General features: G+C 30.3%; 21 protein-coding genes. 13 read left to right on the top strand and 8 right to left on the bottom strand.

The features are described 5' to 3' along the window. Positions 1-17 precede the first annotated feature (17 nt). Genes B2217_RS15570 through B2217_RS15580 form a run of 3 tightly spaced genes read left to right on the top strand, consistent with a single transcriptional unit; the run spans position 18 to position 3,571 of the window. The gene (locus B2217_RS15570) at positions 18-710 is read left to right on the top strand and encodes a succinate dehydrogenase cytochrome b subunit (RefSeq protein ID WP_038337219.1); all 693 of its coding nucleotides are present in this window, start codon (positions 18-20) and stop codon (positions 708-710) included. Positions 711-727: 17 nt separating this feature from the next. Beyond that, entirely contained in the window at positions 728-2,740 is a 2,013-nt protein-coding gene (locus B2217_RS15575) for a fumarate reductase/succinate dehydrogenase flavoprotein subunit (protein WP_135836184.1), read from the top strand. A gap of 60 nt (positions 2,741-2,800) precedes the next feature. Then, on the top strand, positions 2,801-3,571 hold the full coding sequence (locus B2217_RS15580) for a succinate dehydrogenase/fumarate reductase iron-sulfur subunit (protein WP_038337216.1): 771 nt from the start codon (positions 2,801-2,803) through the stop codon (positions 3,569-3,571). A 640-nt stretch (positions 3,572-4,211) separates the two neighbouring features. Here B2217_RS15580 and htpG read toward each other — a convergent pair. Continuing rightward, the gene (gene htpG / locus B2217_RS15585; RefSeq protein WP_291123081.1) at positions 4,212-6,089 is read right to left on the bottom strand and encodes a molecular chaperone HtpG; all 1,878 of its coding nucleotides are present in this window, start codon (positions 6,087-6,089) and stop codon (positions 4,212-4,214) included. Between the two features lie 180 nt (positions 6,090-6,269). Here htpG and B2217_RS15590 point away from each other — a divergent pair, with 180 nt between their 5' ends. Both B2217_RS15590 and B2217_RS15595 read left to right on the top strand, forming a co-directional pair. Beyond that, positions 6,270-7,151, top strand: coding sequence for a DUF72 domain-containing protein (locus B2217_RS15590; RefSeq protein ID WP_291123084.1), 882 nt, complete (start codon positions 6,270-6,272; stop codon positions 7,149-7,151). Between the two features lie 36 nt (positions 7,152-7,187). Further along, complete coding sequence (locus tag B2217_RS15595) at positions 7,188-8,687, top strand: DUF6770 family protein (protein WP_115001084.1); 1,500 nt, start codon at positions 7,188-7,190, stop codon at positions 8,685-8,687. Positions 8,688-8,701: 14 nt separating this feature from the next. Here the strand turns inward: B2217_RS15595 and B2217_RS15600 are convergent, their stop codons facing one another. Beyond that, on the bottom strand, positions 8,702-9,961 hold the full coding sequence (locus B2217_RS15600; protein WP_291123087.1) for a M48 family metalloprotease: 1,260 nt from the start codon (positions 9,959-9,961) through the stop codon (positions 8,702-8,704). Between the two features lie 118 nt (positions 9,962-10,079). Between B2217_RS15600 and B2217_RS15605 the strand changes: the two genes are divergently transcribed. After that, positions 10,080-11,051 carry an N-acetylornithine carbamoyltransferase gene (locus B2217_RS15605; RefSeq protein ID WP_291123092.1) on the top strand — a complete coding sequence of 324 codons (972 nt, stop codon included), beginning with the start codon at positions 10,080-10,082 and terminating at the stop codon, positions 11,049-11,051. 55 nt (positions 11,052-11,106) lie between these two features. On the opposite strand, the gene B2217_RS15610 is transcribed toward B2217_RS15605, so the two are convergent. Beyond that, on the bottom strand, positions 11,107-12,399 hold the full coding sequence (locus B2217_RS15610; RefSeq protein ID WP_291123095.1) for a T9SS type A sorting domain-containing protein: 1,293 nt from the start codon (positions 12,397-12,399) through the stop codon (positions 11,107-11,109). Positions 12,400-12,693: 294 nt separating this feature from the next. Here B2217_RS15610 and B2217_RS15615 point away from each other — a divergent pair, with 294 nt between their 5' ends. The 4 genes from B2217_RS15615 to B2217_RS15630 all read left to right on the top strand — a co-directional run bounded on the left by B2217_RS15615 (position 12,694) and on the right by B2217_RS15630 (position 16,892). Beyond that, a complete protein-coding gene (locus B2217_RS15615) occupies positions 12,694-13,314 on the top strand; it encodes an L-threonylcarbamoyladenylate synthase (RefSeq protein ID WP_219034359.1) in 621 nt (206 codons plus the stop codon). Between the two features lie 20 nt (positions 13,315-13,334). Further along, the gene (gene yaaA / locus B2217_RS15620) at positions 13,335-14,090 is read left to right on the top strand and encodes a peroxide stress protein YaaA (RefSeq protein WP_291123098.1); all 756 of its coding nucleotides are present in this window, start codon (positions 13,335-13,337) and stop codon (positions 14,088-14,090) included. A 66-nt stretch (positions 14,091-14,156) separates the two neighbouring features. Then, entirely contained in the window at positions 14,157-16,475 is a 2,319-nt protein-coding gene (locus tag B2217_RS15625; protein ID WP_291123101.1) for a hypothetical protein, read from the top strand. Between the two features lie 3 nt (positions 16,476-16,478). Further along, positions 16,479-16,892: an SRPBCC domain-containing protein gene (locus B2217_RS15630; RefSeq protein ID WP_286475306.1), complete on the top strand. Its 414-nt coding sequence runs from the start codon at positions 16,479-16,481 to the stop codon at positions 16,890-16,892. A 33-nt stretch (positions 16,893-16,925) separates the two neighbouring features. Here the strand turns inward: B2217_RS15630 and B2217_RS15635 are convergent, their stop codons facing one another. Continuing rightward, complete coding sequence (locus B2217_RS15635; RefSeq protein WP_291123105.1) at positions 16,926-20,648, bottom strand: metallophosphoesterase; 3,723 nt, start codon at positions 20,646-20,648, stop codon at positions 16,926-16,928. A 24-nt stretch (positions 20,649-20,672) separates the two neighbouring features. Between B2217_RS15635 and B2217_RS15640 the strand changes: the two genes are divergently transcribed. Continuing rightward, on the top strand, positions 20,673-21,866 hold the full coding sequence (locus B2217_RS15640; protein ID WP_291123108.1) for a Pycsar system effector family protein: 1,194 nt from the start codon (positions 20,673-20,675) through the stop codon (positions 21,864-21,866). Positions 21,867-22,036: 170 nt separating this feature from the next. Here B2217_RS15640 and B2217_RS15645 read toward each other — a convergent pair whose 3' ends face one another. Further along, entirely contained in the window at positions 22,037-22,333 is a 297-nt protein-coding gene (locus tag B2217_RS15645; RefSeq protein WP_291123111.1) for a hypothetical protein, read from the bottom strand. A 268-nt stretch (positions 22,334-22,601) separates the two neighbouring features. On the opposite strand from B2217_RS15645, the gene B2217_RS15650 reads away from it, so the two are divergent. Next, a complete protein-coding gene (locus tag B2217_RS15650; RefSeq protein ID WP_038336062.1) occupies positions 22,602-23,018 on the top strand; it encodes an OsmC family protein in 417 nt (138 codons plus the stop codon). A gap of 58 nt (positions 23,019-23,076) precedes the next feature. On the opposite strand, the gene B2217_RS15655 is transcribed toward B2217_RS15650, so the two are convergent. From B2217_RS15655 to B2217_RS15665, 3 genes are all read right to left on the bottom strand, one after another. Next, positions 23,077-23,643 (bottom strand): NADPH-dependent FMN reductase, encoded by a 567-nt coding sequence (locus B2217_RS15655; protein WP_291123114.1) that lies wholly within the window; start codon positions 23,641-23,643, stop codon positions 23,077-23,079. 69 nt (positions 23,644-23,712) lie between these two features. After that, a complete protein-coding gene (locus B2217_RS15660; RefSeq protein ID WP_221855853.1) occupies positions 23,713-24,240 on the bottom strand; it encodes an NADPH-dependent FMN reductase in 528 nt (175 codons plus the stop codon). Between the two features lie 15 nt (positions 24,241-24,255). Further along, the gene (locus B2217_RS15665) at positions 24,256-25,110 is read right to left on the bottom strand and encodes an AraC family transcriptional regulator (RefSeq protein WP_291123117.1); all 855 of its coding nucleotides are present in this window, start codon (positions 25,108-25,110) and stop codon (positions 24,256-24,258) included. A 119-nt stretch (positions 25,111-25,229) separates the two neighbouring features. Between B2217_RS15665 and B2217_RS15670 the strand changes: the two genes are divergently transcribed. Continuing rightward, complete coding sequence (locus tag B2217_RS15670) at positions 25,230-26,561, top strand: TolC family protein (protein ID WP_291123121.1); 1,332 nt, start codon at positions 25,230-25,232, stop codon at positions 26,559-26,561. Position 26,562 lies beyond the last annotated feature (1 nt).

Below are 26,562 nucleotides of genomic sequence, written 5' to 3' on the forward strand. Positions count from 1 at the left end.
ATTAAACGAATTGCTTTATGGCAAATGAATCATTACTAAAATCGTCGATTGGTAAGAAGTTCGCGATGGCGCTTTCAGCGTTATTTTTGATCGTGTTCTTGTTACAACATTTCGTGATTAATGCATTATCTGTTATTAATCCGAATGGGTTCAATGAAGTTTCGGCTTTCATGAGTGATAACCCTTTTATCCAATATTTAATGCAGCCTATTTTATTAATTGGTGTTGTATACCACTTTGTAATGGGGTTTGTATTAGAAGCGCAAAACAAGAAAGCGCGTGGACCAGTTGCTTATCAAAAGTATAATGGTGCTGCAAATGCTTCTTGGATGTCAAGAAACATGTTAGTTTCTGGATCTGTAATTTTAGTTTTCTTATTATTACACTTGTATGACTTTTGGGTTCCTACAATTACTGATCACTACATTGCTCCAAATCCTGAGTTTGCTCAAGGAAATTACTTTATGGATCACTTAAACCACGTTTTCACATTAGAAGGTGCTTTAAGTTTTGTAAGATTAGTAATTTACATTGTTGCATTTGTATTTTTATCATTACACTTACAACATGGATTTGCATCTGCATTCCAATCTATTGGTGCAAGACACAACAAATACACTCCAGTAATTGTTGCTTTCGGGAAATGGTATTCAATTTTAATTCCAGCAGGTTTCATTATCATCGCTGTTTACCATTTTTTTGTTAAATAATTAAATAATATCAAGAAATGAGTATATTAGATTCAAAATCTCCACAAGGAGATATCGCACAACAATGGAGCGAACACAAAGCACACTTAAACTTAGTGGCTCCAAATAACCGTGATAAAATTGATGTTATTGTTGTAGGTACAGGTTTAGCTGGTGGTTCTGCAGCTGCTACTTTAGCAGAGTTAGGATACAAAGTAAAAGCTTTCTGTTACCAAGATTCACCACGTCGTGCGCACTCTATTGCTGCACAAGGGGGGATTAATGCTGCTAAAAATTATAAAGGAGATAACGACTCTATCTACCGTTTATTTTACGATACAATCAAAGGTGGTGATTACCGCGCTCGTGAGTCTAACGTTTATCGTTTAGCAGAGGTTTCTGGTAATATTATCGACCAATGTGTAATGCAAGGGGTTCCTTTTGCACGTGATTACGGTGGGTTATTAGATAACCGTTCTTTTGGTGGGGTACAAGTATCTCGTACTTTCTATGCGAAAGGTCAAACAGGACAACAATTATTATTAGGAGCTTATTCAGCAATGAATCAGCAAATCCACTTAGGGCACATCCAAATGTACAATCGTCACGAAATGTTAGACATTGTACTTGTAGATGGTAAAGCTCGTGGTATTATCGCTCGTAATTTAATTACAGGTGAAATCGAAAGACATTCTGCTCACGCAGTAGTTATTGCTACTGGTGGTTACGGAAACGTATATTTCTTATCTTCTAATGCAATGGGTTCTAACGTAACTTCTGCATGGAAAATTCACAAAAAAGGTGCTTATTTTGCTAACCCTTGTTATGTACAAATTCACCCAACTTGTATTCCAATCCACGGAACAAATCAATCTAAATTGACTTTAATGTCTGAATCTTTACGTAACTCTGGTCGTATCTGGGTTCCTAAAAAGAAAGAAGACGCTGAAGCAATCCGTGCTGGTAAGAAAAAAGCAGTTGATATCAAAGAAGAAGACAGAGATTACTACTTAGAAAGACGTTATCCTGCATTCGGTAATTTAGTTCCTCGTGACGTTGCATCTCGTGCTGCAAAAGAGCGTTGTGATGCTGGTTATGGTATCGAAGCTAACGAAACTGGAGAAGGAGTTTACTTAGATTTTACAGATGAGATTAAGAAAAAAGGTCGTGAGGTTGCTTTCGCAAACGGAGATCAAAATCCATCAGATGCTGAAATCGAGAAATTAGGTAAAAAATGGATCGAGGAGAAATATGGAAACTTGTTCCAAATGTATTGGAAAATTACAGATGAGAATCCATATGAAAATCCAATGCGTATCTATCCTGCAATTCACTATACAATGGGTGGTGTTTGGGTTGATTACAACTTACAATCTACAATTCCAGGATGTTTCGTAGCTGGAGAGGCTAACTTCTCTGATCACGGAGCTAACCGTTTAGGAGCTTCTGCTTTAATGCAAGGTTTAGCTGATGGTTATTTCGTATTACCTTATACAATTGCAGATTATTTATCAGCAGATATTCGTACAGGTAAAATTCCTACAAATACTCCAGAATTTGACGAAGCTGAAAAAGCTGTTAAAGATCAAATTCAACATTTCTTAAGCAATAAAGGAACTAAAACTGTAGATAGTTTCCACAAACGTTTAGGAATCATCATGTGGAATAAAGTAGGTATGGCTCGTAACGCTGAAGGTTTAAAAGAAGCGATTGCTGAAATTGCTGCTTTACGTGAAGAATTCTACCGCGATGTAAAAGTTCCTGGTGATGCTAACGAAATGAATACTGAGTTAGAAAAAGCTGGACGTGTAGCTGACTTCTTAGAATTAGGACAGTTAATGGCAATTGATGCACTTAACCGTAATGAGTCTTGTGGTGGTCACTTCCGTGAGGAGTACCAAACAGAAGAAGGTGAAGCTATGCGTGATGATGCAAATTATACTTATGTTGCCGCTTGGGAATATAAAGGTGATGACATCAACACTGAGGTTTTACACAAAGAGGAATTAAATTACAAATATATCGAGCTTAAAACTCGTAGTTATAAATAATAAAATCATTTTGCTTGATAACAAACTTTCAAGCAAAATGTCAAAATATCATATAGAATTATGGCATCATCAAAAACAATCAGCATCACGCTGAAAATTTGGCGTCAAAAAAACGCTAATGCTCAAGGAAAAATGGAAACATATTCCTTAAAAGATGTTTCTACTGATTCTTCTTTCTTAGAAATGCTTGATTTATTAAACGAGCAATTAATAGAGGAAGGAAAAGAGCCAGTTGCATTCGACCACGACTGTCGTGAAGGTATTTGTGGTATGTGTTCTTTATTCATCAATGGAGAAGCGCACGGACCAGATAGAGGTGTTACAACTTGTCAATTACATATGCGTATGTTCAAAGATGGTGAAACGATTTACATCGAACCATGGAGATCTGCTGCATTCCCAGTAATCAAAGATTTAATTGTAGACCGTTCATCTTTCGACCGTATCCAACAAGCTGGTGGTTACATCTCTGTAAATACATCAGGACGTACAGTAGATGCAAACAATATTCCAGTAAACAAAATGCATGCAGATGAAGCGTTCGACGCTGCAACATGTATTGGTTGTGGAGCTTGTGTTGCAACTTGTAAAAATGGATCTGCAATGTTATTCGTAGGAGCTAAAGTTTCTCAATTCGCATTGTTACCACAAGGACAAGTAGAAGCTGCTCGTCGTGCTCAAAAAATGGTTGCACAAATGGATTTAGAAGGTTTTGGTAACTGTACAAATACAGGAGCTTGTGAAATCGAATGTCCAAAAGGAATTTCTTTAGATAACATTGCACGTATGAACCGTGAGTATTTATCTGCAAAAATTGTATCACAAGAATAATAACATTCTGATATATATTAAAAGAGCGACATGTTTGTCGCTCTTTTTTTGTTATAATAATTGCAAAAAAAAAAAGGATTTCAATCTCTTGAAATCCTTCCCAATGTCAAATTCTTTCTTCTGAATAAGTCCATTGTAACTTGTTCTTTTTAAATGATTATAAAAAAGAATTTTTATAAATAGAACAAATATCTATTGTAAATAATAAATGAAATGTACTCATATATGAGAGACTATTAATCCTATGCAATAACTATGAGCAAAATCGATTTAAAAAGAACGTCTAGGGAAAAAAGGATTTCAATTTCTTGAAATCCTTCCCGAAATTTTTGATAATGATTTGAATTAATTTTCACCTTATTATGAAAATTCTCTGTCGGCTTAAAAATTTCGTTATTTTGTGGAAAAACAACTATTAATTTTAATGTTCTGTTTCAAAACAACTAAAGTATTTTGAAGTCCTGAACGAATAATTATTAATTCCTTGATGTAAAATTAATGACAAAAATCATGTTTTGCAAATTATTTCAGATTAATTTTAAAAGTTTAACACATCAATAAATCTATTTAGAAATAAAAAATCCAGCACATTATGTGCTGGATTTTAAGTTTAAGATTACTAAAATATAGTGTTCTGAGATTATTTAATGTTCTTAAAACTTCTATTGATAAAATTTGTTAATTCTTTACCTTTTAACAAACCTTGCGATAATTTTGCTAGATCTAATGCTTGATTAATCAACGCTTCTTTTTCTTCTTTCGAATCTTTAGCTAAAATTTCTGTTGCTAAATCCGAGTTTGCATTCACAACAACATTATACATTTCAGGGAAATTACCCATTCCAAACATCCCAGCTCCGCCAGAAGCTTGCATATCTTTCATACGACGCATAAATTCTGATTGCGTAATGATGAAAGGTGCATCTGTTCCAGATAAATCTTCTAATTGAATTGTATATGATTTATTGTTGATTGATTCTGTGATTTCAGTTTTCAATTTTTCTTTATCATCATCAGATAATTTGGAAATTTTAACTTCATCTTTTTCAATCAAATTATTGATATGATCCGCATCAACACGAACAAATGTTACATTTTCTTTTGTAGATTCTAACTTCTGAATCAAGTGAGAAGAAATAGGAGAATCTAATAAAATTACTTCGTAACCTTTTTCTTTCGCAATTTGTATGTATTGATCTTGTCCATCAACATCAGACGCATAAAGAATTACTAATTTTCCGTCTTTGTTGGTTTGATTGTCTTTAATCGCAGTATTTAATTCATCCCAAGTAAAATATTTACCATCAACTGTTGGATACAATGCAAATTTGTCAGATTTTTCGAAGAATTTATCTTCCGAAATCATTCCATATTCAATTACAACTTTAATATCGTTCCATTTTTGCTCGTAATCTTCACGATTTTGATTCATTAATGAAGACATTTTATCCGCCACTTTTTTCGTAATATGTGCCGAAATTTTCTTCACAGCTCCATCAGCTTGTAAGTACGAACGCGAAACATTCAATGGAATATCTGGAGAATCTATCACACCACGTAATAACATCAAGAAATCAGGAACAATTCCTTTCACTTCGTCTGTTACAAATACTTGATTTTGGTATAATTGAATACGATCTTTATCAATATTGATGTTGTTTCCTAATTTTGGGAAGAATAAAATTCCAGTCAAATTAAATGGATAATCAACATTTAAGTGAATATGGAATAAAGGTTCTTCGAATTGCATTGGATACAATTCTCTGTAGAAATTTTGATAATCTTCGTCAGACAATTCTGATGGCGCTTTTGTCCAAGCCGGATTTGTATTATTGATAATATCATCAACTTCGATTTCCTCTGGTTTAGCATCTTCAGCAGCACCTTCTGGTAAAGGAAGTGTTTCTTTTTTCGTTCCAAATTTGATCGGAATTGGCATGAATTTATTGTATTTATTCAATAATTCACGGATTTTCCATTCGTCTAAAAACTCTTTCGAATCTTCAGCAATATGTAAAATAATTTCAGTTCCACGTTCAGTTTTATCAGAATTTTCTAAGGTAAATTCAGGAGAACCATCACATGTCCAATGAACTGCTGGCTCGTCTTTGTATGATTTTGTAATGATTTCTACTTTATCCGCAACCATAAATGCAGAATAAAAACCTAAACCAAAATGTCCGATAATTCCGTCTGCATCTTGGTGTTGATTAATAAATTCTTCTGCACCAGAAAAAGCAACTTGATTGATGTATTTTTCAACTTCATCAGCTGTCATTCCCAAACCTTGGTCAATAATATGTAAAGTATTATCGTCTTTATTGATTTTTACTTCAATTTTTGGATTTCCGTATTCTACTTTTGCATCACCAATACTTGTTAAATGCTTTAATTTCAGGGTTGCGTCAGAAGCATTCGAAATCAACTCACGCAAAAAGATTTCGTGATCGCTGTATAAAAACTTCTTAATTAATGGAAAGATATTCTCTACCGAAACATTAATATTTCCTTTATTCATCGTTATTGTATTTTTTATTTTTAATAATTAGTTTTTCTTGTAAATAGTCTAAATCATGAGATTTGTAGACGGAATGTAAATTTCAAAAGATATTCCAAATGAAATTTTTCTGACATTTTGTCGTAAAATAGATCATGAGAACTGCTTATAATTGCTTAATTTTCGTTCAAATTTAGAAAGATGAAATTCGGAAAAGTAGAAAACCCAGAATTGGTTGATTTTACATTGCCAAAAACGCCAAAAGAAACGATTGATTTGTTGAATAAAGTTGCTAAATCAGATAATTTCGAAGTATATGTAGGCTGTGCGAAATGGAATAAGAAAGATTTGAAGAATTTTTATCCTCCTAAAACAAAAGATGAATTGAGTTATTATTCAACGCAATTTAATAGTATCGAGTTAAATGCGACATATTATCGTTCGCCAAGTAAAGAAAATGTCGAAACTTGGGTAAATAAAACTCCAAAAGATTTTAAATTTTTCCCGAAAATTCCACAAAGTATTAGTCATTATGGACGATTGCAAAATGTGACAGATAAATTGAATCAATATTTGGATGCAGTTGCGTTATTTGAAGAAAAATTAGGAATGATTTTCTTACAAATGCACGAAAATTTTGCTCCAAAAGATTTTGAAAAATTAGAAAATTTCATTCAAAATTTTCCGAAAGGTTATCCGTTAGCTGTAGAACTTCGTCATGAAGATTGGTTTTCGAACGAAGAAAATTTTAATCGATTGGTTTCGTTATTAGAAAAGCATAACATTTCAAATATCATTGTTGATGCGGCGGGTAGGAGAGATATGGTGCATATGCGATTGACTTCGAATGAAGCTTTTGTGCGTTTTGTTGGAGCAAATATTCCATCTGATTACGAGCGTTTGGATGAATGGATTGAAACAATTAAACTTTGGAAAGCAGAAGGTTTGCAGAAATTGTATTTCTTTATTCATCAAAATTTAGAGTTAGAATCGCCAATGTTAGCCAAATATTTTATTAAGAAATTAAACAATGATTTAGATTTAGATATTCGTGGTCCGCAAGATGAATTGACGTTGTTTTAGACGTTTAAGATTATTAGAAATTATTTTAAAAACTATATGAAAAAATTTTTATTTGTACTACTTACATTTATTACTCTCACTTTTTCTTTTGCTCAAGTTCAGAATTTGAAAGAATTGTCAACTGGGGTTTTAGAGCAATCTTCTCGACTTAATGACAACGATGGAAATGTAATTGGATATGCATTCATTTTCAACAAAGGATTAATAAAAGAAGATAAATTTGTTCAATACGAATATGTATTGTTAGACAATAATTTGAACAAAATTACGAATGGAGACTTTGAGCTTCGTAACATTGCAAAGTCAATTTATAGTTTTACAGGAATAGAATTTTTGAAGCAAAAATTGTATATCAATTCAAAATTATACCATGCTAAAAGTTTTGGAGAATATGGAAATATTTTGATGAAGCTTGATTTGAAAACAAATAAAAGTGAAGATGTTATGTTTTATAGAAATGGTAGTTATACTTTGTTTTCTGAAGTTGAAAGTTTTGATAAGATGAAATTTTTAAACACTTCAATGTATTCTGCCAATGTATTTAAAATATATAAAGACGAAAATCAAGTTTATTATGTTGATTTTAAGATTGGTTTCGAAAATCTTTTAGAAAGTATAAATATTTATAACGATAATTATGAGAATACTTTTTCTTATGTAATTGATAAAAAGATGAGAAAAGATGGATATAAATTTGAGTTAGGAACTTTTAAAAATGATCAATTAGTTTTATTGCAAAAAAAGAATGACGAATCTTCTGGATTTAATAAAATAGGAGTGGAAAGATTGTTAACGTATGATTTAGCTGATGGGAAAAATACATCAAATATTGTATATAGTTCAAAAACTAATCGAAACGGAATTTATGTTTTTCCTGAGATGGAAATACAAAATGATAAACTACTTGTAATTGGAGAAATAAAAGAATCTTCAGAATATGCGATTCCATTCTCTAGATTTGGACCAACTATTGGATTGATACGAACAATTTATGATAATGTAGGAAAGCAATTGTTAGAAAAAAGAATTAACTACAGCGAAATATTTTCTGATATTGGTTTTAAAACGTTAAGAGATAATGATGGTTATCGCTATGCTTTGAAAGAATTTTTTAATTATAATGATAATTCGTTTACGGTTTTATTAGAAAAGCAAAAAGGAGATAATAGCTTTACCGTTATTAGATCTACAGATTATATTATCGCTAATTTTGATAGTAATGGGATTTTTAAAAATCATATTGTACTAGAAAAATCGAAACAAAAAATGTTTGATAGTTATCTTTTTTCTCAAGAAAATAAAACTGAAAACGAAGTTTTGTTTTTTTATAGTGAACAAGATAAAAATGATAAAAAAGTTTGGAATTTAATTATCAATAAACTTAAAAATGGCGTGTTAACTCAAGATAAAATGCCTTTCAAAACAAAGGAAACAAGTATGCGTTTTGGTAAAGCTAAATATGGTTATATTTTTATTAGTGAATATAATAAAGATGAAAAAGAAAGCTCAGTTCGAATAGAAAAATTAAATTTATAAAAGGAAAAAAGCAACTAATTAGTTGCTTTTTTTGTATAATGTTCACCAATATTTTTAAATTCGTCATTAGTCAAACTCCATAAGAAACTGAGTAACTTTTGCTTATTAATATTTTTATCATTTGCATCAACTTGAGCAACATGTTTATTAAACTTCAACGATTTTCGACTTTCATATAGTTTACTGAAAATCATTCCAATATATTTGTCTAAATATGTTCTATTCGAATGATTTTGCTTCTCATACATCAACTCCAAAAGTGCAGTTGTATATTCTTTATTGTGAATATAATTTTCGTAATAATTTTGGATTTCTTTTGCTTTAATATTTTCAAATTCTGCCGAAGGAGTTACATTTTGTTTCGTAAAATCTTCTTGAAAATTATTCTGAATCCAATCTAATCGATCTTTCAAATTTGGATGTGTACGAATAGAATCTTTATCAATATATTCAGTAAAATTTAATCCTTCGAACAATGAGTTTTTTTCTATTTTAATCGATTTAGGATTGAATTTTTGTTCAGGCAAATCAAATAAATAAGCATAGATAGAATCATCAAGTATAAATTTATCGCTTTGATCAAATTCTTCAATTTTCTTTAAAAGATGAAAATATTCGCTTTTAGGATAATTAAGATTTTTATATAAAATGTATCCCAAACTATCAGCAGAAATCTCTTTCTTGCGTGATTGTTCTGCTAAATCATATTTTTTTTGAATAACTTCATTTTGAGATTTAATCAATTTTAAAAAATCTTGTCGCTTGATTGACTTAATTTCACGTTTAAAATCTTTCTCAAATTCAGCATCTTGTTCTATTGCTAATCTTGTGTGATTTAATTGATTGTGAGCAATCTCATGACAGATTACTGCTGCAAATTGAAATTGATTATCTAACAAATTAAACAAACCAGATTCTATAAAATATACATTAAAACCAAGTGAAGAAGCATTTGGAATATTAGATTTTATGATATAAAATTTATTTTTATTTATTTGTAATTCAGCGTTTTTAGAAATGATTTGATTAAAAATATTTTGAGTAAATTTCTGATAATCATTATCTAATACGTAATTATTTTTAGTATAATTAAGAGAAATTCGATGTTCTAAAAATTCAAAATAATTTTCATATTCTTTTCTTTCTTCTTTTGAATTGAAATTACTAAGAGTTGATTTTATATTTTTAATATACTTAGAATCTAATTCCTTTGTTTGTGGATAAACAGATTGTATTAATAATAAGTAAGAGAAGAAAAGTATAAAGTATTTCATTCTATTTTTTGAAAAAGATTAGTATATAATTCTCACAAAAATATACAAATAATTCTTTAAACCTCGATTGTTTCAACTAATTTTGCAGAACAAATAAAACAAAAGATTCTTCTCAATTATGAAACAATTTACTTCGGTTTATGATGTAGAAAACATCGACGAATTACTAAAAACAGCCTTAGAAATTAAAGCAAATCCTTTTGCTCAACAAGAAGTTGGTAAAAATAAAACAGTTGGTTTAATTTTTTTTAATCCAAGTTTACGTACACGTCTAAGTTCTATTAAAGCGGCTTATAATCTTGGAGCAAATGCTTGGGTTTTGAATGCTGGAGCAGATTCTTGGACATTGGAAATGGCTGATGGTGCTGTGATGAACGGAGATTCGCAAGAACATATCAAAGAAGCAATTCAGGTAATGAGTGCGTATTGTGATGTTTTAGGCGTTCGTACTTTTCCGAAATTAGTAGATCGTGATGAAGATTATAACGAAATCATGTTCAATAAAGTAAAAGAATTATCTTCTGTTCCTGTTGTGTCTTTGGAAAGTGCAACATTACATCCATTACAATCTTTTGCTGATTTAATTACAATTGCAGAAAAAACGGGTTATACGCCTGGGACAAAACCTGAAAAGAAAGTGAAAGTTGTGATGACTTGGGCGCCGCATCCACGTCGTTTGCCACAAGCTGTTCCGAATTCTTTTGCGCAATGGTTTTCTAAAGTAGATTGGGTAGATTTTACAGTTGTACAACCGAAAGGATATGAATTAGATTCCAAATTTACTGATGGAGCAATGATAGCTTATGATCAAGATGAAGCATTGAAAGATGCAGATTTTGTCTACGCAAAAAACTGGTCTTCTTATGAAAATTATGGTCAAGCGAATGATGGTGATAAAGATTGGGAAGTGACAATGGATAAAATGAATTTAACAAATAACGGAAAATTTATGCACTGTTTACCAGTTCGTCGTAATGTGGTAGTATCTGATGAAGTTTTAGATTCTGATCGTTCTATCGTAATTGATGAAGCAACAAATAGAATTTTCTCTGCTCAAACTGTTTTCCACGAAATTCTGAAAAATAAGTAGTAAACTACAATCATAAAAAAGGCTTAAAAATTATTTTTAAGCCTTTTTTGTTATATTATTTCTTGATTATTTTTTTTGTACTTTCTTTTCCATCTATAACAGTTCTTAATATATAGATTCCTTTTGGTAAATGTTTCACATTGATAGACTTTTCTGAAGACTTAAGAATTAATTTACCATTCATATCATATAAAATAGAAGATGTCAATTTTCCTTTTGTTTGAATATTTATGGTTTCTGTTGTTGGGTTAGGAAAAATGTCAAAACTAACTTTGTTTGATTCATTTGTAAATAAATCATCTTTTGGTAAATCTATTAAGAATGAAACTGAAGTTGTATCTGTTCTTCCTACTCCAACGATATGTTTGCCATCTCTTGATATTCCTAACGGTAAAGAAAATGTAACTCCTAAATTATCTATTCCTAAACTTTTAACATAATCATTTAAGTTTTGGTAACCATCTTTTTCTGTCCAAATAAATCCTTGTCCCATTGTTGCTCCTCCTGGCCAATTTCTATAATAACCAATAATGACACTACCATTATAATTTGAAGAAGTAGCACTACCTCTATAGTACATTCCCGCATTAGGATCTTCAATTTTGATTAATCCTGTTTCTTTGCTCCATTTTGAAGCATAATATCCACTAGAACCTAACATCCACTTTCCATTTCCAGATATGTAACCAATTTCATTAACGGAATATCCATTCTGGTCTTTAATAATTACCTGTTCTCCATTTTCCCAATAACATCCTTCTCTTAATCCTGTAATATTATCTTGCCATCCAACAAATATTTTACCGTCATCACTTACATTATTAATTCTAGAGCTACTTGTTTCTATAGTAGATCCTATATCAACTAGGCCAGTTTCTTTCGTCCAATAAACAGCATGTGCTGTTTTGCCAGAAGTTTGAGCTAAACCAACTAATTTTTTAGAATCAGGCGTCATTCCCCAAAGAGAACTCGCAAAACCATCAGTTGAAAATCCTAATGATCCCAAATATGTCCAAGTTTTGGTTGTAGTATCGAATATGCCTATTTCTGCAATATTTTTATTTGGATTTGTGATAGTTGTAGCAATTATTTTCCCGTCAGAAGAAACCGAAGGAACTCCTTGATAATATACATTATCAGGCATTGTACCTAGTAATTGAGTTCCTAATTCTTTTGTCCAGTAATAACTACCCGATGTTGTATTTGAGGTAACAACTTTTCCATCATCAGATATTCTATAAGAGAATTCACCATTTCCTATTAAATATACTTGAGCATTTAATAGATTTGAATACATTGTTAATGCAAAAAAACTAGCACTTAACAAACAAGAATAAATTTTTTTCATAATTACATATTTGTGTTAATTGTATAGTTCAAAATTATTTATATAATGAATTTCATTAACAAAATGATTATTATATAATTAAAATTCATTTTTTTTAAAATGTAAAACATTTTATATTAATGTTATGCGTGTTTATTTTGTTTTGAAAAATTCATGAATTTAATATTAATTAAATTGATGAATCTATCCTAATTATCCAATATTATAAATTTAGTCAATCATATAATCAAAAACTAAAATCTCCGAAATTATAGATTTGTTGTCAATTTTGTATCTTTGAATAAAGATTTACAAATGGCAGATTATATCAGAATTCATCCAGAAAATCCACAAGAAAAAGCGATTGATCAAGTGGTTAAGATTCTACAAAATGGAGGTTTAATTATTTATCCTTCTGATACTGTGTATGGATTAGGATGTGATATTACGAATATTAAAGCAATGGAAAAATTGGCACGATTAAAAGGTGTTAAACTTGAAAAATCTCATTTTTCTATTGTTTGTAACGATTTAAGCCATTTGTCTCAATATACTTTACCAATTGATAATAGTACGTTCAAAATTTTGAAACGCGCTCTACCAGGCCCTTTTACATTTGTTATGAATGCTTCGCGCAATTTACCTGTCGCTTACAAAGGGAAAAAAACGGTTGGTATTCGTGTTCCTGATCATGCTGTTCCACAAATGATTGTAGAAAAATTAGGAAATCCTATTGCCTCAACTTCTATTTATGATGAAGATGAAATTGTAGAATATACAACAGATCCTGAATTGATTTTTGAAAAATGGGAGAAACTTGTAGATGCTGTGATTGATAGTGGTTATGGAGATAATATTGCGTCTACTGTTGTTGATATGACAGATGGAGTAGAGGTTTTACGTGAAGGTAAAGGTGATATTGAAGATTATTTATAATTTATTTTAAGAAAAAAACTATGAAAATATTACTTTCTCCAGCGAAGATGATGAATTTGGAAACGAATGCTAAATGGAGATCAACAACACCTCAATTTTTGGAACATTCGCAAGAAATTATGGATGTTATGAAAGAAATGAGTACAACTGATCTTGAAAAATTAATGAAAATTTCGAAAGATATTGCAGAAATGAATGTGGAGCGTAATCAGGTTTGGAATGCTAAACCTACTACGAAACAAGCTATTCCAGCAGCTTTAGCTTTCAAAGGTGAAGTTTATAGAGGTTTGAATGCTGAAACGTTAAACGACGAAGCACTTGATTATTTCAATAAACATGCATTTTTGTTATCTGGGCTTTATGGAATGTTGCGTCCTTCGGATAAAGTAATGTTGTATCGCTTGGAAATGGGTTCGAAATTAGATGTTCATGGTTCGAAAAATTTGTATGGTTTTTGGAAAGAAATTTTGACATCTTTTCTAAATTCGAAATTAAAAAAAGGAGAATTTATCTTAAATTTAGCAAGTAATGAATATGCTAAAGTTTTGGATAAAAAATCGTTAAAAGTTCCGATGATTGATGTAGAGTTTCAAGATTACAAAAACGGTGAATTGAAAAAAATCATGATGTATTTTAAACATGCTCGTGGTGCAATGGCGCGTTATTGTGCAGAAAATAAAGTTGAAACTTTGGATCAAGTGAAAGCATTTGACGTGGATGGTTATCGTTTTGATGAGAACCTTTCTACCGAAGAAACTTTGGTATTTACAAGATAATGACTAAAAAAAATAATAACTTGAAGACTGCTTTATTAGTAGTCTTTTGTTATTTTTAAATCATATATGAAAGAAAATTTTATCGATAAATTACCCATCAAAATTATTTACTCGTTCCAATCGCTGATTGAAGAATTAGAACGATCTGAATACAACTTTGGAGAGTTTAAAGCTTTTTTAGAATATCTGAAAGCTACTCGACCAGAGTTGATTGATGGTGTTGAAACATTTGAAGATTTTCAGAAAATTATTAAAGATGTTGAGCCAATTATTGAGAAAATTATTCCTAAACCATTTGTAAAATATAATTTAAAAGCGATAACTTTTCCCTTTTCAGATAAATTTATTTTTGCAACGGATCGACTTAAAGAGTTGATTGATAATAATGAATCACGACTAAAATTCAATTTTGAAGATTTAGATTATGATACATTATATAAGTTTTGTTGTTGCTTCATCTTATCAAAATATTATCATAAAAATTTAGATTTTAATTTATCAAATCAGTTGGTGATAGACAATCAAAATGGCTACAGAATTTATCTTGGGACTGATATAAACCATGATTATTTTCGTATTTATCCATCTGAAGATAAATTTAAATTGACTGAAGATGAAATTGAAGAGTTGTTGAATAATTATGAAGATACAGCTTTGTGGATGAGAAAAATTCCAATTGGATCTTGGATTGCAAAAGGGTTTAATCTTGTATCATTTTTTGATAATACGACTGAAATTGCACTTTCTAACTTGAAATCTAAATTATTATCTTATGGAGAACCTTTTAATATTGTTCGAAATGATATTATTTCTGCATTAAAATCTATTTTTAGAATCAATAATTTAGAAGTCGGTTTTTCGGCTTATAATTCGGATAAAAATCAATTAGAAATTAGTCATTTATTACAATTGAATGATAGCTTACTGATTGATAATCATAAAAAAATAAAACTGAATGAAATTTTTTGTGCTGATTTAGAGAACAAAATATCGAAATCAGATTATTATGTTGTTTCTAATATTGACGCAGCTTTGGAGAAGTTTCCACAAGATAAAATGTTGAGAATGGCAAATGAATCTGGTCTGAAAAGTTTGATTCTTTATCCATTGAAAAACGGAAAATCTCATTTAGGTATTTTAGAAATAGGCTCGAAAGAAGCTGGAGTTTTCAATCGAATTAATGCAAACCTTTTACGCGAAATCACGCCTCTTTTAGAAGAATCTATTTATCGCTATACGGTAGAATTTGAGAATCAAATCAATGCTTATATACAAACCGAATATACCTCGTTGCATCCAAGTGTAGATTGGAAATTTAGAGAAAAAGCTCGCGAACATATATTGCATCCGGGAAATACAAAACAAAAATTGCAGATCTCTTTTCAAAATGTATATCCAATTTATGGTGAATTGGATGTGAGAAATTCGTCAGTGATTCGAAATCAATGTTTAAAAATGGATTATACTAATCAGATTAATTACTTGATTTTGATTTGTAACGAGTTATATAATCGTACAAAAAAGAATAAATTTTTGGATTATATTGACGATTTGACTGATTTTTTGCAACGAATAGATAATGTAGATAAAATCTATTTCGAAAGCGAATTATTTGATTACATTACGTTGCATATTCATCCTGAAATTCCCAAATATGTAAAGGACAATGAGAAATCAATTATCGAAGAATATCTAAAAAAGTTAGATTCTACAACGGGATTATTTTACGTAGAACGCAAAAAATTTGACCAAACAATTGTAATGACAAATTCACTTTTGTCGAACAAATTAGACACTTTTCAGAAAGATGCTCAAGATGTATTTCCGCATTATTACGAACGTTTCAAGACAGATGGAATTGATTACAATTTGTATGTTGGGCGAAGTATTGCGCCGTTCAAAAAATTCTCCTATCAAAATATTCGAGAAATTAGATATTGGCAACTACAAGCGATGATAGCCTTGGAACAATCTTACAAAGAAATTCAGAAAAAAACACCATTAAAAGTTGAGGTTGCTTCGTTGATTTTTGCAACGAATACCACTTTAGATATTTTGTTCAAATTAGATGAGAAACGTTTTGATGTTAATGGATATAACAATGCAAAATATGAAATAATCAAGAAAAGATTGAGTAAAGCTTTTGTGAAAGGAACAAATGAACGAATCAATTTGCCACACAAAATTTGTATTATTTATACCGTAGATATCCTAAAAGAAGAATACTCAAATTATATCAATTTATTAATTGATAAGAAATTTTTGAAAAAAGATGTTGAATATTTGGAAATTGATGATTTGCAAGGTATAAGTGGTTTGCAAGCAATTAGAGTTTCGATTAATTATAAAAATAAACTCGAAAAATATACTAAAATAGAAGAATAAAGAATGGAAAAAGATGATGTATTGCTTAATATTTCGATAGATAATACTGCCGAAAATATTTGGAAAGTTTTGACAGATGAACGAGCGTTTAATGAATGTTTTGAAAACATAAAAATGACTTGTAACGAATGGAAAGTAGGAGAGAAGATAAAGTTTGTAACGCTAAAAAATAATGAAACGTTGGTAGATGAAGCTTTGATTACATCTATTATGGAGAATGAACGTTTGCGATATAATTATAAAAAACAAAATACAAACCATGAGATTGAAGTGATTTTTAATCTAAAATCTTCAGGTAATTTTACTTATCTATCAATTGAAGGAAAAGATTTTGCGGATGATTTTGAACGCTCACATTCAGAAAATGCGTGGATAAATATGATGCAAGCAATCAAGAAATATGTACAAAAAAAATAACCTTCAAATTTTTGAAGGTTATTTTTTTATATGTTAAAATCCGAAATTCAATCCAAAAACGATTCGCCCTGGATCTTCACCTTTAAAGTATGAAACTGTTGCGGTAATAGATTGTGCTCCGTTTATCCAAAGTCCGCCACCCATAGATGAATGCCATTTATTTGAGTCTTCTCCGTTTAACCAAACTCGTCCATAATCAGCTCCAACAAAAACGCCTAATCGCAATGGAACAACGGCTTTGAAACGTAAAGCATCAAATCGTAAATCAGATGTTTGTAAGAAAACTTTGTCTCCAGCAAAACGACCTAATCGATAACCACGTAAATCTTGATCTCCACCTAAATTAGCCATTTGGTAGAATTCCATAAAATTACCCCAAACTGCTTTACCTTTTAGCATAGAAGCAACTGTTAATCTTTCATTTGCAGAAATTTTGTGCGTAAAACCTAAATTAAGTTCTGTGTAAAAATGATTACGTTCAAAATCTGTCAAGTTAGAAATCCATTTCGCATTAGCTAAAAATGTCATGCCTAATTTTGGTAATGATTCGTTATCGTAATTTTTGAACAAATATTTGGCTCCAATTTCTCCGAAATGTTGTCCTTTGAAAACGTCTCTATTAATTGATGGTAAATCTTCGACGATACGATCTTTATTCTCTTCAATTTTTTTGTAACTATATATCGCAGAAAAATCTAAACGACCATTGTTATTCATAATCTTGAAAATAGATGGTCCAATGCTATAACTTTCTAATCGAACACGGTTATAATCCATTCCAATTTCTTCTTGATTATTCACGGTTTCGTTTCCTAAACCAAAGAAATTTGTACTATAAGTCGGACTCGTGTAAGCTGCATTAAGATCTAAATTCCATTTACCCAAAGCTTTTGTAAACGTTCCTTTGTATTTTGCATCCCAACCGCCTGTTGCAAAATAATAACTTAATTGCAAATTGTGGCGTTGCGAATATGGTTTACGATCAAAACCGTTGACAGTGTATGTTGGCGATAAACCAATTTTTATTCCGTCATCAGGATTGTAGCCAATATTAGGTAACATAGTAAAGAAATTATACATCGGTTGTTTGTAATCGTATGTATTAACCTCGTAATCGTTGACAAAATTTTTCGACGTTAAAAAGGTAGATTCCGATGCATCACTTCCGTTTGCGTAATCATATACTTTTACTTTTGCAGAACGTTTTACTTCGTACATATCGTCATCTATTCCACCAATAATACGAACTAAAATAGCATTATTTGGCTTTCCTTCAACCTTGAATTTATCTTTTCCGTTTAATCCGTATAAACGAATTTCTTTCGTTTCTTTTTTATCAAAATCTTCATCAAGAATTAAAGTTCGATTTTGTCCTGAATAGATTTTTACATTTGTTTTTCCTTTTGGTAAACGAGTTATCACAAAATCTTCATCTTCATCTGTTCCTTTCAGAATGACTAATTTGCGAAGAACTTTATTATATTCTTCAGCGAATTTTTCTAATTTAGATTTTCGAGCAATAAGATTATTAATGACTTCTTGATCATATTCTTGTTTTGTTTCTTCAGGAATTAATTCAAATGATTGTTTGATAAAATCATCACTCAAATTATCTTGAATATATTTTGCTTCTTTTTTCCATAAATCAAGATCGGATGATTCTAAAATGGCTAAATCCAACGGGTAAGGCTCTCTGTTGAACCATTTTACATTTTTGATATCATCTTTGTAATCTTGCATATGTCTAAGCGGAGGAATTTTCATAATCAAATGAAAGAAAAGTCCGTCATAACGTGGAAATGCTTGGTCTCTATCACGTGGAATTGGTTTGTAAATAGTTTGATTATTTTCTTTGTAAACGCCCCAACGCCATTGATCAGAATGTCGATCCCAATCACCAACTAACATATCAAAAAGTCGTGCACGAATGTAGGCTTGTTTATCTACAACAACATCTTTGTTTTTGTGAATTGCAGCCAACATATCATCTGTACTAACAATATCTTTTGGTTTTCCGAAAACACCATCTTGATATCCAGACATTGGTCGCTCTTCTATCATGTATAATTCATCACCAAAATTCTCATTATATTCTTTCAAGGCTTCTTGTTTCGGAACATAATATAATTTTGGCGTAGAATGCATAATATTGATCGGTTTCATCAAATTAGCAACTGTTAGTGGATAATATGGATGATTGGTTGTATAGAAATCCATCAAAAATTTTTCTGTGAACGAATCTTCAAACTCATCTGCAACATATTTATTTTTAAATGCAACTTGCTGAATGAATTGCGTGGCACTTTTCTTCACCGATCGCATATTGTATTCTTCACCTTTCGCATTCACCAATCGTAAACTTTGCGTTTGATGTCCACCGCCCATTCTAACAGGGGTTAAACCTCCATTTAGCTGACTTAAATTAACGGTATTAGCAGTAATTGTTTGACCATATGTTCGACGATAATGGCGACCAAAAAAGAATTTATACGGATCAGATTTACGTGTATCTTCTAATGGATATACACTTGTTTCTTTCGTTTTCGGCATTTTTTTGTCATCATAAACTTGAGCCAAATATTCCTTTTTCTTTTCTGTAATTTGTTTTGCTAATAATAATTCGATTCCACCGTCTTTAAAACCATAGAAATTAGCTTTAGAAGCACCATTATCATACAAATCTAAGACAACAAAACCATTATCTCCGTAAGAAAAATCGTTTTTACCAACCGCTTTTGCCGATTCTTTTTTAGAACCAGAACCACTGATAATTTGTTTGACATTGTTTTGCTGAATGTATTGCAAGTTGTGATCGTGTCCAGAAACAACAATTACATTATTTCTATTTTCGATAAGCGTTGCAATACGAGAAGCCATCTCTCTGTATTTGAAATTATTAACGTCTTGAGGGCTAAGACCTGTTGTACTTCTTAGTAAATTGATAAAAGATCCAATTACAGGTAATGGAACTTTGAAATTATCTCCTAATGGATAAAACTGTTTTTTGAAATCAAATTGTCCACCATGTGTTCCGTTCGAATATAACGGATGATGCATCGTGATAACAGTTGTTCTGTTTTGATATTTGTTCAATTGCGATTCTAGTTCTTCGAAGAAAGCTTCGCGCGATTTGATATCACATTTTTCATTCAGACCAGGATGTTTGTCCCAATCTTGCAAATACCATTCAGAATCTATCGCAATAATTCCGATGCTATCATTTACATTTATTTTATCAATTGGACACGCATCTTTTGGTAAAAAAGATTTTTTATTACCCAATTGTTTTTTGACTAATTTTTCTTGTTCTTTTAATCCTTTTACACCATTCCGCCAATCATGATTTCCTGGAATAAAAAGAGTTTTTCCTTTAAATTCTTTCGCTAAATCAATCTGAAATTGAAGTTTTTCTCTACTTGTTGTATATTCAGCTTTTGTAGAATCTGTTACAATTCCATTTTCGTAAACATTATCACCTAAAAAGAAAAGGTAAGAAGAAGAGTCAGCTTTCGCTAATTGATTCTTTAAAATTTCTAAATTTTGTTTATTTTTTGGTTGATCAAGATCTCCTGCATCGCCAATTAAATAGATAGATTGTATTTTATTTCCTTCTACATTTTGTACTTTTTCTGTCTTAATGTTTCTCCCATATTGAGGATGTTGCGTAGCGCAAGATGTCATATAAAGGCAAGAACCTACTAAAGCCAAAAAAGGATAATTCAATTTTTTGTTGTTCAGTGTTGGTAATAATTTCATACATTTAAGCGTTAAAAACTTGTGATGAACCAATTGTTATTAAATTTAGAAAACTATGTTTTCAATCTGTTCAAAGATAATCTTTCTTTAGATTTTACGTATCATAATTTTATGCATACTGTAAAAGTTGTAGAAGCTATAAAAACTTTGAGCGCGGAGGAACAAATCTCTACAGATTTACAAGAGAAATTATTAATTGCTGGTTGGTTTCATGATACGGGATATACAAAAACCGTGCAAGGTCATGAAAGTGAAAGTGCAAATATTGCAAAACAATATTTGAGCGAGCATAATTTTGACGAAAATTACATCAAAGAAGTTCAAGATTATATTTTAATCACAGCGCTAAATAATGTTCCGAAAAATATAGGTGAAGCAATTGTAAAAGATGCAGATAACTTTCATTTAGGACAAACTGAATATCCTAAAATTTCTGAATTATTACGTGATGAAATTGCCAAAATTTGTCACAAAGAATTTTCTGATTACGAATGGCATGTAGAGAATAGAATTTTTTTTTTAAAGGTTCATCATTTTTATACGGATGCTGCAAAAAAGCTTTGGCAGAAAGGAAAAGAAGAAAATTTGATCTTTACACAAAATAAAATCAAAGAGATTGAATTGATTGGTGATATTCCTAATAAGTATGAAATCAAGAAAAAGAAAAACGATAAGATTCAACAACCAGATCGTGGTGTTGATACACTTTTTCGTGTAACATTAAATAATCATACTCGTTTAAGCGATATTGCTGATAGTAAAGCCAACATTTTATTGTCTGTAAACGCCATCGTGATTTCGATTGCACTTTCTACTTTGGTTCCAAAATTAGGAAGTCCAAAGAATGAATATTTACTTTTACCTTCAATTGTAATGCTTTTATCAAGCGTTGTTTCAATTATTTTTGCAATTTTAGCAACTAAACCAAATGTAACATATGAAAGTTTTAACGAAGAAGATATCAAAAACAAAAAAGTGAATTTGCTTTTCTTTGGTAATTTTTATCAAATGTCGCTTGATGCTTACGAGGATGCTATGCAAGAACTGATGAAAGACCGCGACTATGTATATACGTCTTTGACAAGAGATTTGTATTATTTAGGAAAAGTTTTGGAACGAAAATATCGTTTGTTAAGCATCACATATACAATTTTTATGATCGGAACAATTTTATCTGTTCTAACGTTTGCTTACGCGATGATCACAAATGTAGCTTAATTATTTCTTTACTTTTTCGAAATCGAACGCAATATTACTTGATTCATCATTACTAATTTCAGCTTTTAACTGATGACCAACTTTCAAATATTTGATAAGTTTAGGAAAATCATTCTCTTGATTTTCTAATGTAAACGAATTTCTATCAGAATTGATTAACTCAAAATCAGTTATCTCGTTTTTAGTTTTTCCAAGTTAACTATTAATATCCATTTATCATCAATCTTTGTGATAGTAAGATGTTCCTGCGAAATCGTATCATTATTTTTGATTGTAAATCCACAACCTAAGAAGGTATTTTTATCAACTTTTTTCCAGCTTTCAAACGTTTTTCGATCCGATTTTTCATTTGTTCTAATCCATTCACCAACCAAAAAATCAAAACTTGGTTTATCAACAGAAGTTTTAGTTGATTCGCAAGAATTCAACGAAAAAATAAATAAAAGAAGAAATAGAAATAGTTTCATATTAGTGTGTTTTAGTTTTATTTAGTGTGCTTATCAATTTCAAAATTATTTGTATCTAAAAAAATAACCTTGCCAACACATTCTAGGAATTGCAAATTTTGGCATAGCTATTATTCCTCCGTTTTCGAGGATTTTTTGAGCAGTTTTATCAAAATTTTCTATAATTGAATTTAAATTCAGCTAAAATTTATTCAGAAAATCATTATTCAATCAAATATTAGAATAAATCTTTTGAGAATGATTATTTTTATACTTTAAAAGAAATAAGATGAAAATTGAATTAAATAGAGTAAATCAGGCTTCTCACTATGAAGCGACAGCACCAAGTTCTTCAGTAAAAGTAAATATTGATGGACCAGAATCTATTGGAGGAGAAGGAAAAGGAGTTCGCCCGATGGAGTTAGTTTTGATTGCTTTGGGAAGTTGTAGTGTTTTTGATTTGAATGAGATTTTGAAGAAACAACGCCAAGAAATTGAAGATATTAAAGTTGAAGTTGAAGGTCAACGTAGAGATGAAATTCCAAATATTTTCACGAATATTCACATCAAATTTTTCTTAAAAGGAAATATTGATTTAGATAAAGCAAATAAGGCTGCTGAATTAGCGGTTAAGAAGTATTGTAGTGTACATGATATGCTTGCAAATGGAGGAATTGATATCACTTACGAGATAAATGTAAATTAAATTGATAACAAAAAAAGGTCTTTCGAACGAAAGACCTTTTTAATACATACTTTTTCAATTAAGCTTCAACAATAGTTAAAGCTTTTTGAAAGATACTAACTTGAGCTAGTACTTTATTTTTTAATTCTTCATTTACAATTTCGTTATTTTGGAAATTATCGTTGAAAGATGGGAAAGTCGTGCTTGCTACAATTTCTCCGCTTGCAAACATTCCAAAATATTTTGTTGCAACTTCCATTACATTTCCTCCACCATAAGCACCTGGAGATGTACTTAATAATAACACTTTTTTATCTTTCAAATATGGCATTTCGATACGCGAAACCCAATCCAAAATGTTTTTTAATGCAACAGAAAAATTTCCATTGTGTTCTGCCAAAGAAATTACAACACCTTCTGCATCTTTGATTTTATTGTAAAAATTCTGTGCTTCTTGTGGAAATCCATTTTCTAATTGACGGTCAATAGAATAGATAGGCATCTCGAAATCATTGATGTCAACTAAATCGATTTCTGCATTTTCGATTTGATTTAAAGTATAATTTAATAATTCTTTATTAATTGATTTTTTGCTGTTACTACCAGCGAAAGCTAAAATTTTCATATTCTTATTGAGTATTTTCATTTTTGATGAAGCAAAGTTATTGCAAGCAACCATAAATTTTATTGACCTATGTTAGGAAAAGATAAAAACTTATATTTTTTTTCTAAATTCATCAATTTTAAGAATCAATTCTCTGTTTAATTCTTCATTAGTGATTTTATCTTCTGCAAAATTTTCGTTGAATTTAGGCAAAGAGAAATCGACTAAAATGTCACCTCCCAATTTTGTAATTAATTTAGAACCTATTTCTAAAGAGTTTTTAGCTCCATAACCACCAGGAGATGTACTCATAACGAAGACCTTTTTTCCTTCAAGAAATTTATAATTAATTCTTGAGCACCAATCCATATAGCTTTTAAAAACTGCTGTAATGCAAGCATTATGTTCTGCTAATGAAATAAGTAAAATATCAGAATCAACAAGTTTTTGATAAAATCGTTTTACTTCATCAGAAAAACCTTGTTCTTTTTCTATATCAATATCAAAAGTAGGAATATCAAAGTCATCTAAATCTAAAATCTCAATTTGATCTTTGTTTAATAAAGAAGAAGCATAAGTTACGAGTTGTTTATTGATAGAAGTAGAGCTGTTACTTCCGGCAAAAGCTTTAATAATCATAGTTTTTATCTTAAGTTATTGTTTTTTTGTGTGTAATAATTGCGCATATTCTGTTGGTCGAATTCCTGAAACTTTCTGAAAAATATTACTGAAAGATGACAACGAATTATAACCAACTAACATTGCGATTTCGTACATATTGTATTTATTTTCAGCAATCAATTCCAATGATTTTGTGATACGTAATGCGCGTAAAAATCGAACATAATTAATTCCCATATTATCTTTGAATTTTCGAGATAATGTTCGCGTGCTCAAACCAAATTGTTGCGCAACTTCATCTATTGTATAGTTTTTCTCGATATTTTTCATCAGAAATCGAGCAATATCAATCAGTTTCTGATCTTTTGGAAATGGATGCTGAATAAAAGCGGGCAATTTGTTCGATTCCATTTCGGGTAGAATAGATCGTATGGCTTTTACAAAATCATATTTTGCAGGATCTTTTTCTGAAATTGATCCACTCCAATTTTTGGTGTACAATATCATTTCCCTTAACAATTCATTCGTGTAATAAATATTTGTAATCGAATAAAAATCGTTTTCTTCTTTTTCGGTCTTGAAATAAAAATTATACAAATCGCCTGTTTTACTATTCGTTAAGATAGAATGTGGCGTATTTGCAGGAATCCACATAAAACATCGCGCAGGCAAATACCAATGTTTGTCGTTTACAAAAACGTGTACAATTCCGCCTTCTGCATATAATAATTGTGCTTTTTTGTGCTCATGTACGCGCGTTCCTATAGTATCTAAATGTGCATGTTGTATGTAAAAATGGACTTTAGATTTGTCAACTTCGTTAAAAAAAAACTGATCAAACAACATTGTTTTTATACTTTTATAAAGTGAAATATTTTGCTTTTGCAAATTACTTTATTTTGGCGTAAATGAGCAAATTATTTTCTTTTTTTATCAAGAGGGTAAACATGTTTTCAATGTAACTTTGCATCACTAAAAATCAATAACAGACTTATAAATAATACAAAATGATATTTAAATTCGTTAAATATCAGTTGCTTACATTGTTGTTAATGCTGAGTGGGTTGAGTTATGCTCAAAATGAAATAGACTATAACCAACTGAAATTAAGCAAAGCAATTGAAATTGGACTTCAAAATAATAAAAAATTACAAATTAGCGCTTTAAAAACTAATATTGCTGAATTAAAAGAGAAAGATCTTAAAAACGAAAAATTACCAGATGTAGACTTTCACACTGGTTTTAATGTTTTGAGTAATTTACGCCAATTCGAAGACGGTGTTCTAAAACCTTCTACAAAATATGCTGTTCCTCGTGTGAAATATGATTTTACACTTTCGGCTGAAATTCCAATTTATTTGGGAGGAAAATTAAAAAATGAAGAGAAAAAATCTGAAATAGAAACTAATATTTCGAAACTACAAGTTCGAAAAGATGAGCGAGAATTGAGAATGCAAGTTATCACAGCTTATTTACAAGCGTTGCATTTACAAGAGCAACAAAAGTTGATTTCGGATAAAATGAGAGAAGATTCGGTTGTGATAAAGCAAACAGAATCCTTGAAAAAAAATGGTTTGGTTACGTACAACGAAGTTTTGAGAACAGAATTGCAATTGTCAAATCATAAAATGTCTTTTACAGAATTGGCGAATGAAATTTCGATTATCGAACATCAAATCAAAACAATTTTGGCTTTACCAGAAAATCAAGAAATGCATATTGATACCAATGATTTGTTTACAAATGAAGAGCATTTGGGGTTAGTTGATGAAATGATTTTGGAAGCAATGGATCAAAGTGAAAGTTTGAAAATTGCGAAAGATGATTTGAATTTGAAAGAAATTGATAAGAAAATTACCAAAGCCAATACATTACCAAAAATAACTGCTGGTGCTGAATATGGATATAATTATCCAAACTTTATGTTTTTTCCTCCAGAAGAATATTTGTACAGATTCGGTTCTGTTGGGGTAAATGTTTCGATTCCGTTGAGTAATTTTTTCAAAAATAAACAAAAAATGCAAATCGCAGATCGTAACATTTCAATTGCAAAATTAGAAATAGAAGAGAAAGAAGAACAAATTCAACACGATGTTTTTGCAGCGAATAAACGATTAGAAGAATCGATCGATAAAATAAAAATTGCGGAAGAAGCAATTGGTCAAGCTAAAGAAAATTATCGAATTGTTCGAACAAAATATGTCAACAAATTGAGTTTGATTACAGAACTTATCGATGCAGATAACGCTTATTTAGAGGCTCAATCGAATTTGATTTCATTGCAGATCAACAAACAATTAAAATACTATCAATTACAATACGTTTTAGGAAACTTATAAA

This window comes from Empedobacter sp. UBA7620, assembly GCF_002484185.1.
Lineage (GTDB): Bacteria > Bacteroidota > Bacteroidia > Flavobacteriales > Weeksellaceae > Empedobacter > Empedobacter falsenii_C.

What these genes read in the sequence shown, in the direction of transcription:
- B2217_RS15570 (WP_038337219.1), top strand. Translation starts at nt 18, where the DNA reads ATGGCAAATGAATCATTACTAAAATCGTCGATTGGTAAGAAGTTCGCG.
- B2217_RS15575 (WP_135836184.1), top strand. Translation starts at nt 728, where the DNA reads ATGAGTATATTAGATTCAAAATCTCCACAAGGAGATATCGCACAACAA.
- B2217_RS15580 (WP_038337216.1), top strand. Translation starts at nt 2,801, where the DNA reads ATGGCATCATCAAAAACAATCAGCATCACGCTGAAAATTTGGCGTCAA.
- htpG (WP_291123081.1), bottom strand. Translation starts at nt 6,089, where the DNA reads ATGAATAAAGGAAATATTAATGTTTCGGTAGAGAATATCTTTCCATTA.
- B2217_RS15590 (WP_291123084.1), top strand. Translation starts at nt 6,270, where the DNA reads ATGAAATTCGGAAAAGTAGAAAACCCAGAATTGGTTGATTTTACATTG.
- B2217_RS15595 (WP_115001084.1), top strand. Translation starts at nt 7,188, where the DNA reads ATGAAAAAATTTTTATTTGTACTACTTACATTTATTACTCTCACTTTT.
- B2217_RS15600 (WP_291123087.1), bottom strand. Translation starts at nt 9,961, where the DNA reads ATGAAATACTTTATACTTTTCTTCTCTTACTTATTATTAATACAATCT.
- B2217_RS15605 (WP_291123092.1), top strand. Translation starts at nt 10,080, where the DNA reads ATGAAACAATTTACTTCGGTTTATGATGTAGAAAACATCGACGAATTA.
- B2217_RS15610 (WP_291123095.1), bottom strand. Translation starts at nt 12,399, where the DNA reads ATGAAAAAAATTTATTCTTGTTTGTTAAGTGCTAGTTTTTTTGCATTA.
- B2217_RS15615 (WP_219034359.1), top strand. Translation starts at nt 12,694, where the DNA reads ATGGCAGATTATATCAGAATTCATCCAGAAAATCCACAAGAAAAAGCG.
- yaaA (WP_291123098.1), top strand. Translation starts at nt 13,335, where the DNA reads ATGAAAATATTACTTTCTCCAGCGAAGATGATGAATTTGGAAACGAAT.
- B2217_RS15625 (WP_291123101.1), top strand. Translation starts at nt 14,157, where the DNA reads ATGAAAGAAAATTTTATCGATAAATTACCCATCAAAATTATTTACTCG.
- B2217_RS15630 (WP_286475306.1), top strand. Translation starts at nt 16,479, where the DNA reads ATGGAAAAAGATGATGTATTGCTTAATATTTCGATAGATAATACTGCC.
- B2217_RS15635 (WP_291123105.1), bottom strand. Translation starts at nt 20,648, where the DNA reads ATGAAATTATTACCAACACTGAACAACAAAAAATTGAATTATCCTTTT.
- B2217_RS15640 (WP_291123108.1), top strand. Translation starts at nt 20,673, where the DNA reads ATGAACCAATTGTTATTAAATTTAGAAAACTATGTTTTCAATCTGTTC.
- B2217_RS15645 (WP_291123111.1), bottom strand. Translation starts at nt 22,333, where the DNA reads ATGAAACTATTTCTATTTCTTCTTTTATTTATTTTTTCGTTGAATTCT.
- B2217_RS15650 (WP_038336062.1), top strand. Translation starts at nt 22,602, where the DNA reads ATGAAAATTGAATTAAATAGAGTAAATCAGGCTTCTCACTATGAAGCG.
- B2217_RS15655 (WP_291123114.1), bottom strand. Translation starts at nt 23,643, where the DNA reads ATGAAAATACTCAATAAGAATATGAAAATTTTAGCTTTCGCTGGTAGT.
- B2217_RS15660 (WP_221855853.1), bottom strand. Translation starts at nt 24,240, where the DNA reads ATGATTATTAAAGCTTTTGCCGGAAGTAACAGCTCTACTTCTATCAAT.
- B2217_RS15670 (WP_291123121.1), top strand. Translation starts at nt 25,230, where the DNA reads ATGATATTTAAATTCGTTAAATATCAGTTGCTTACATTGTTGTTAATG.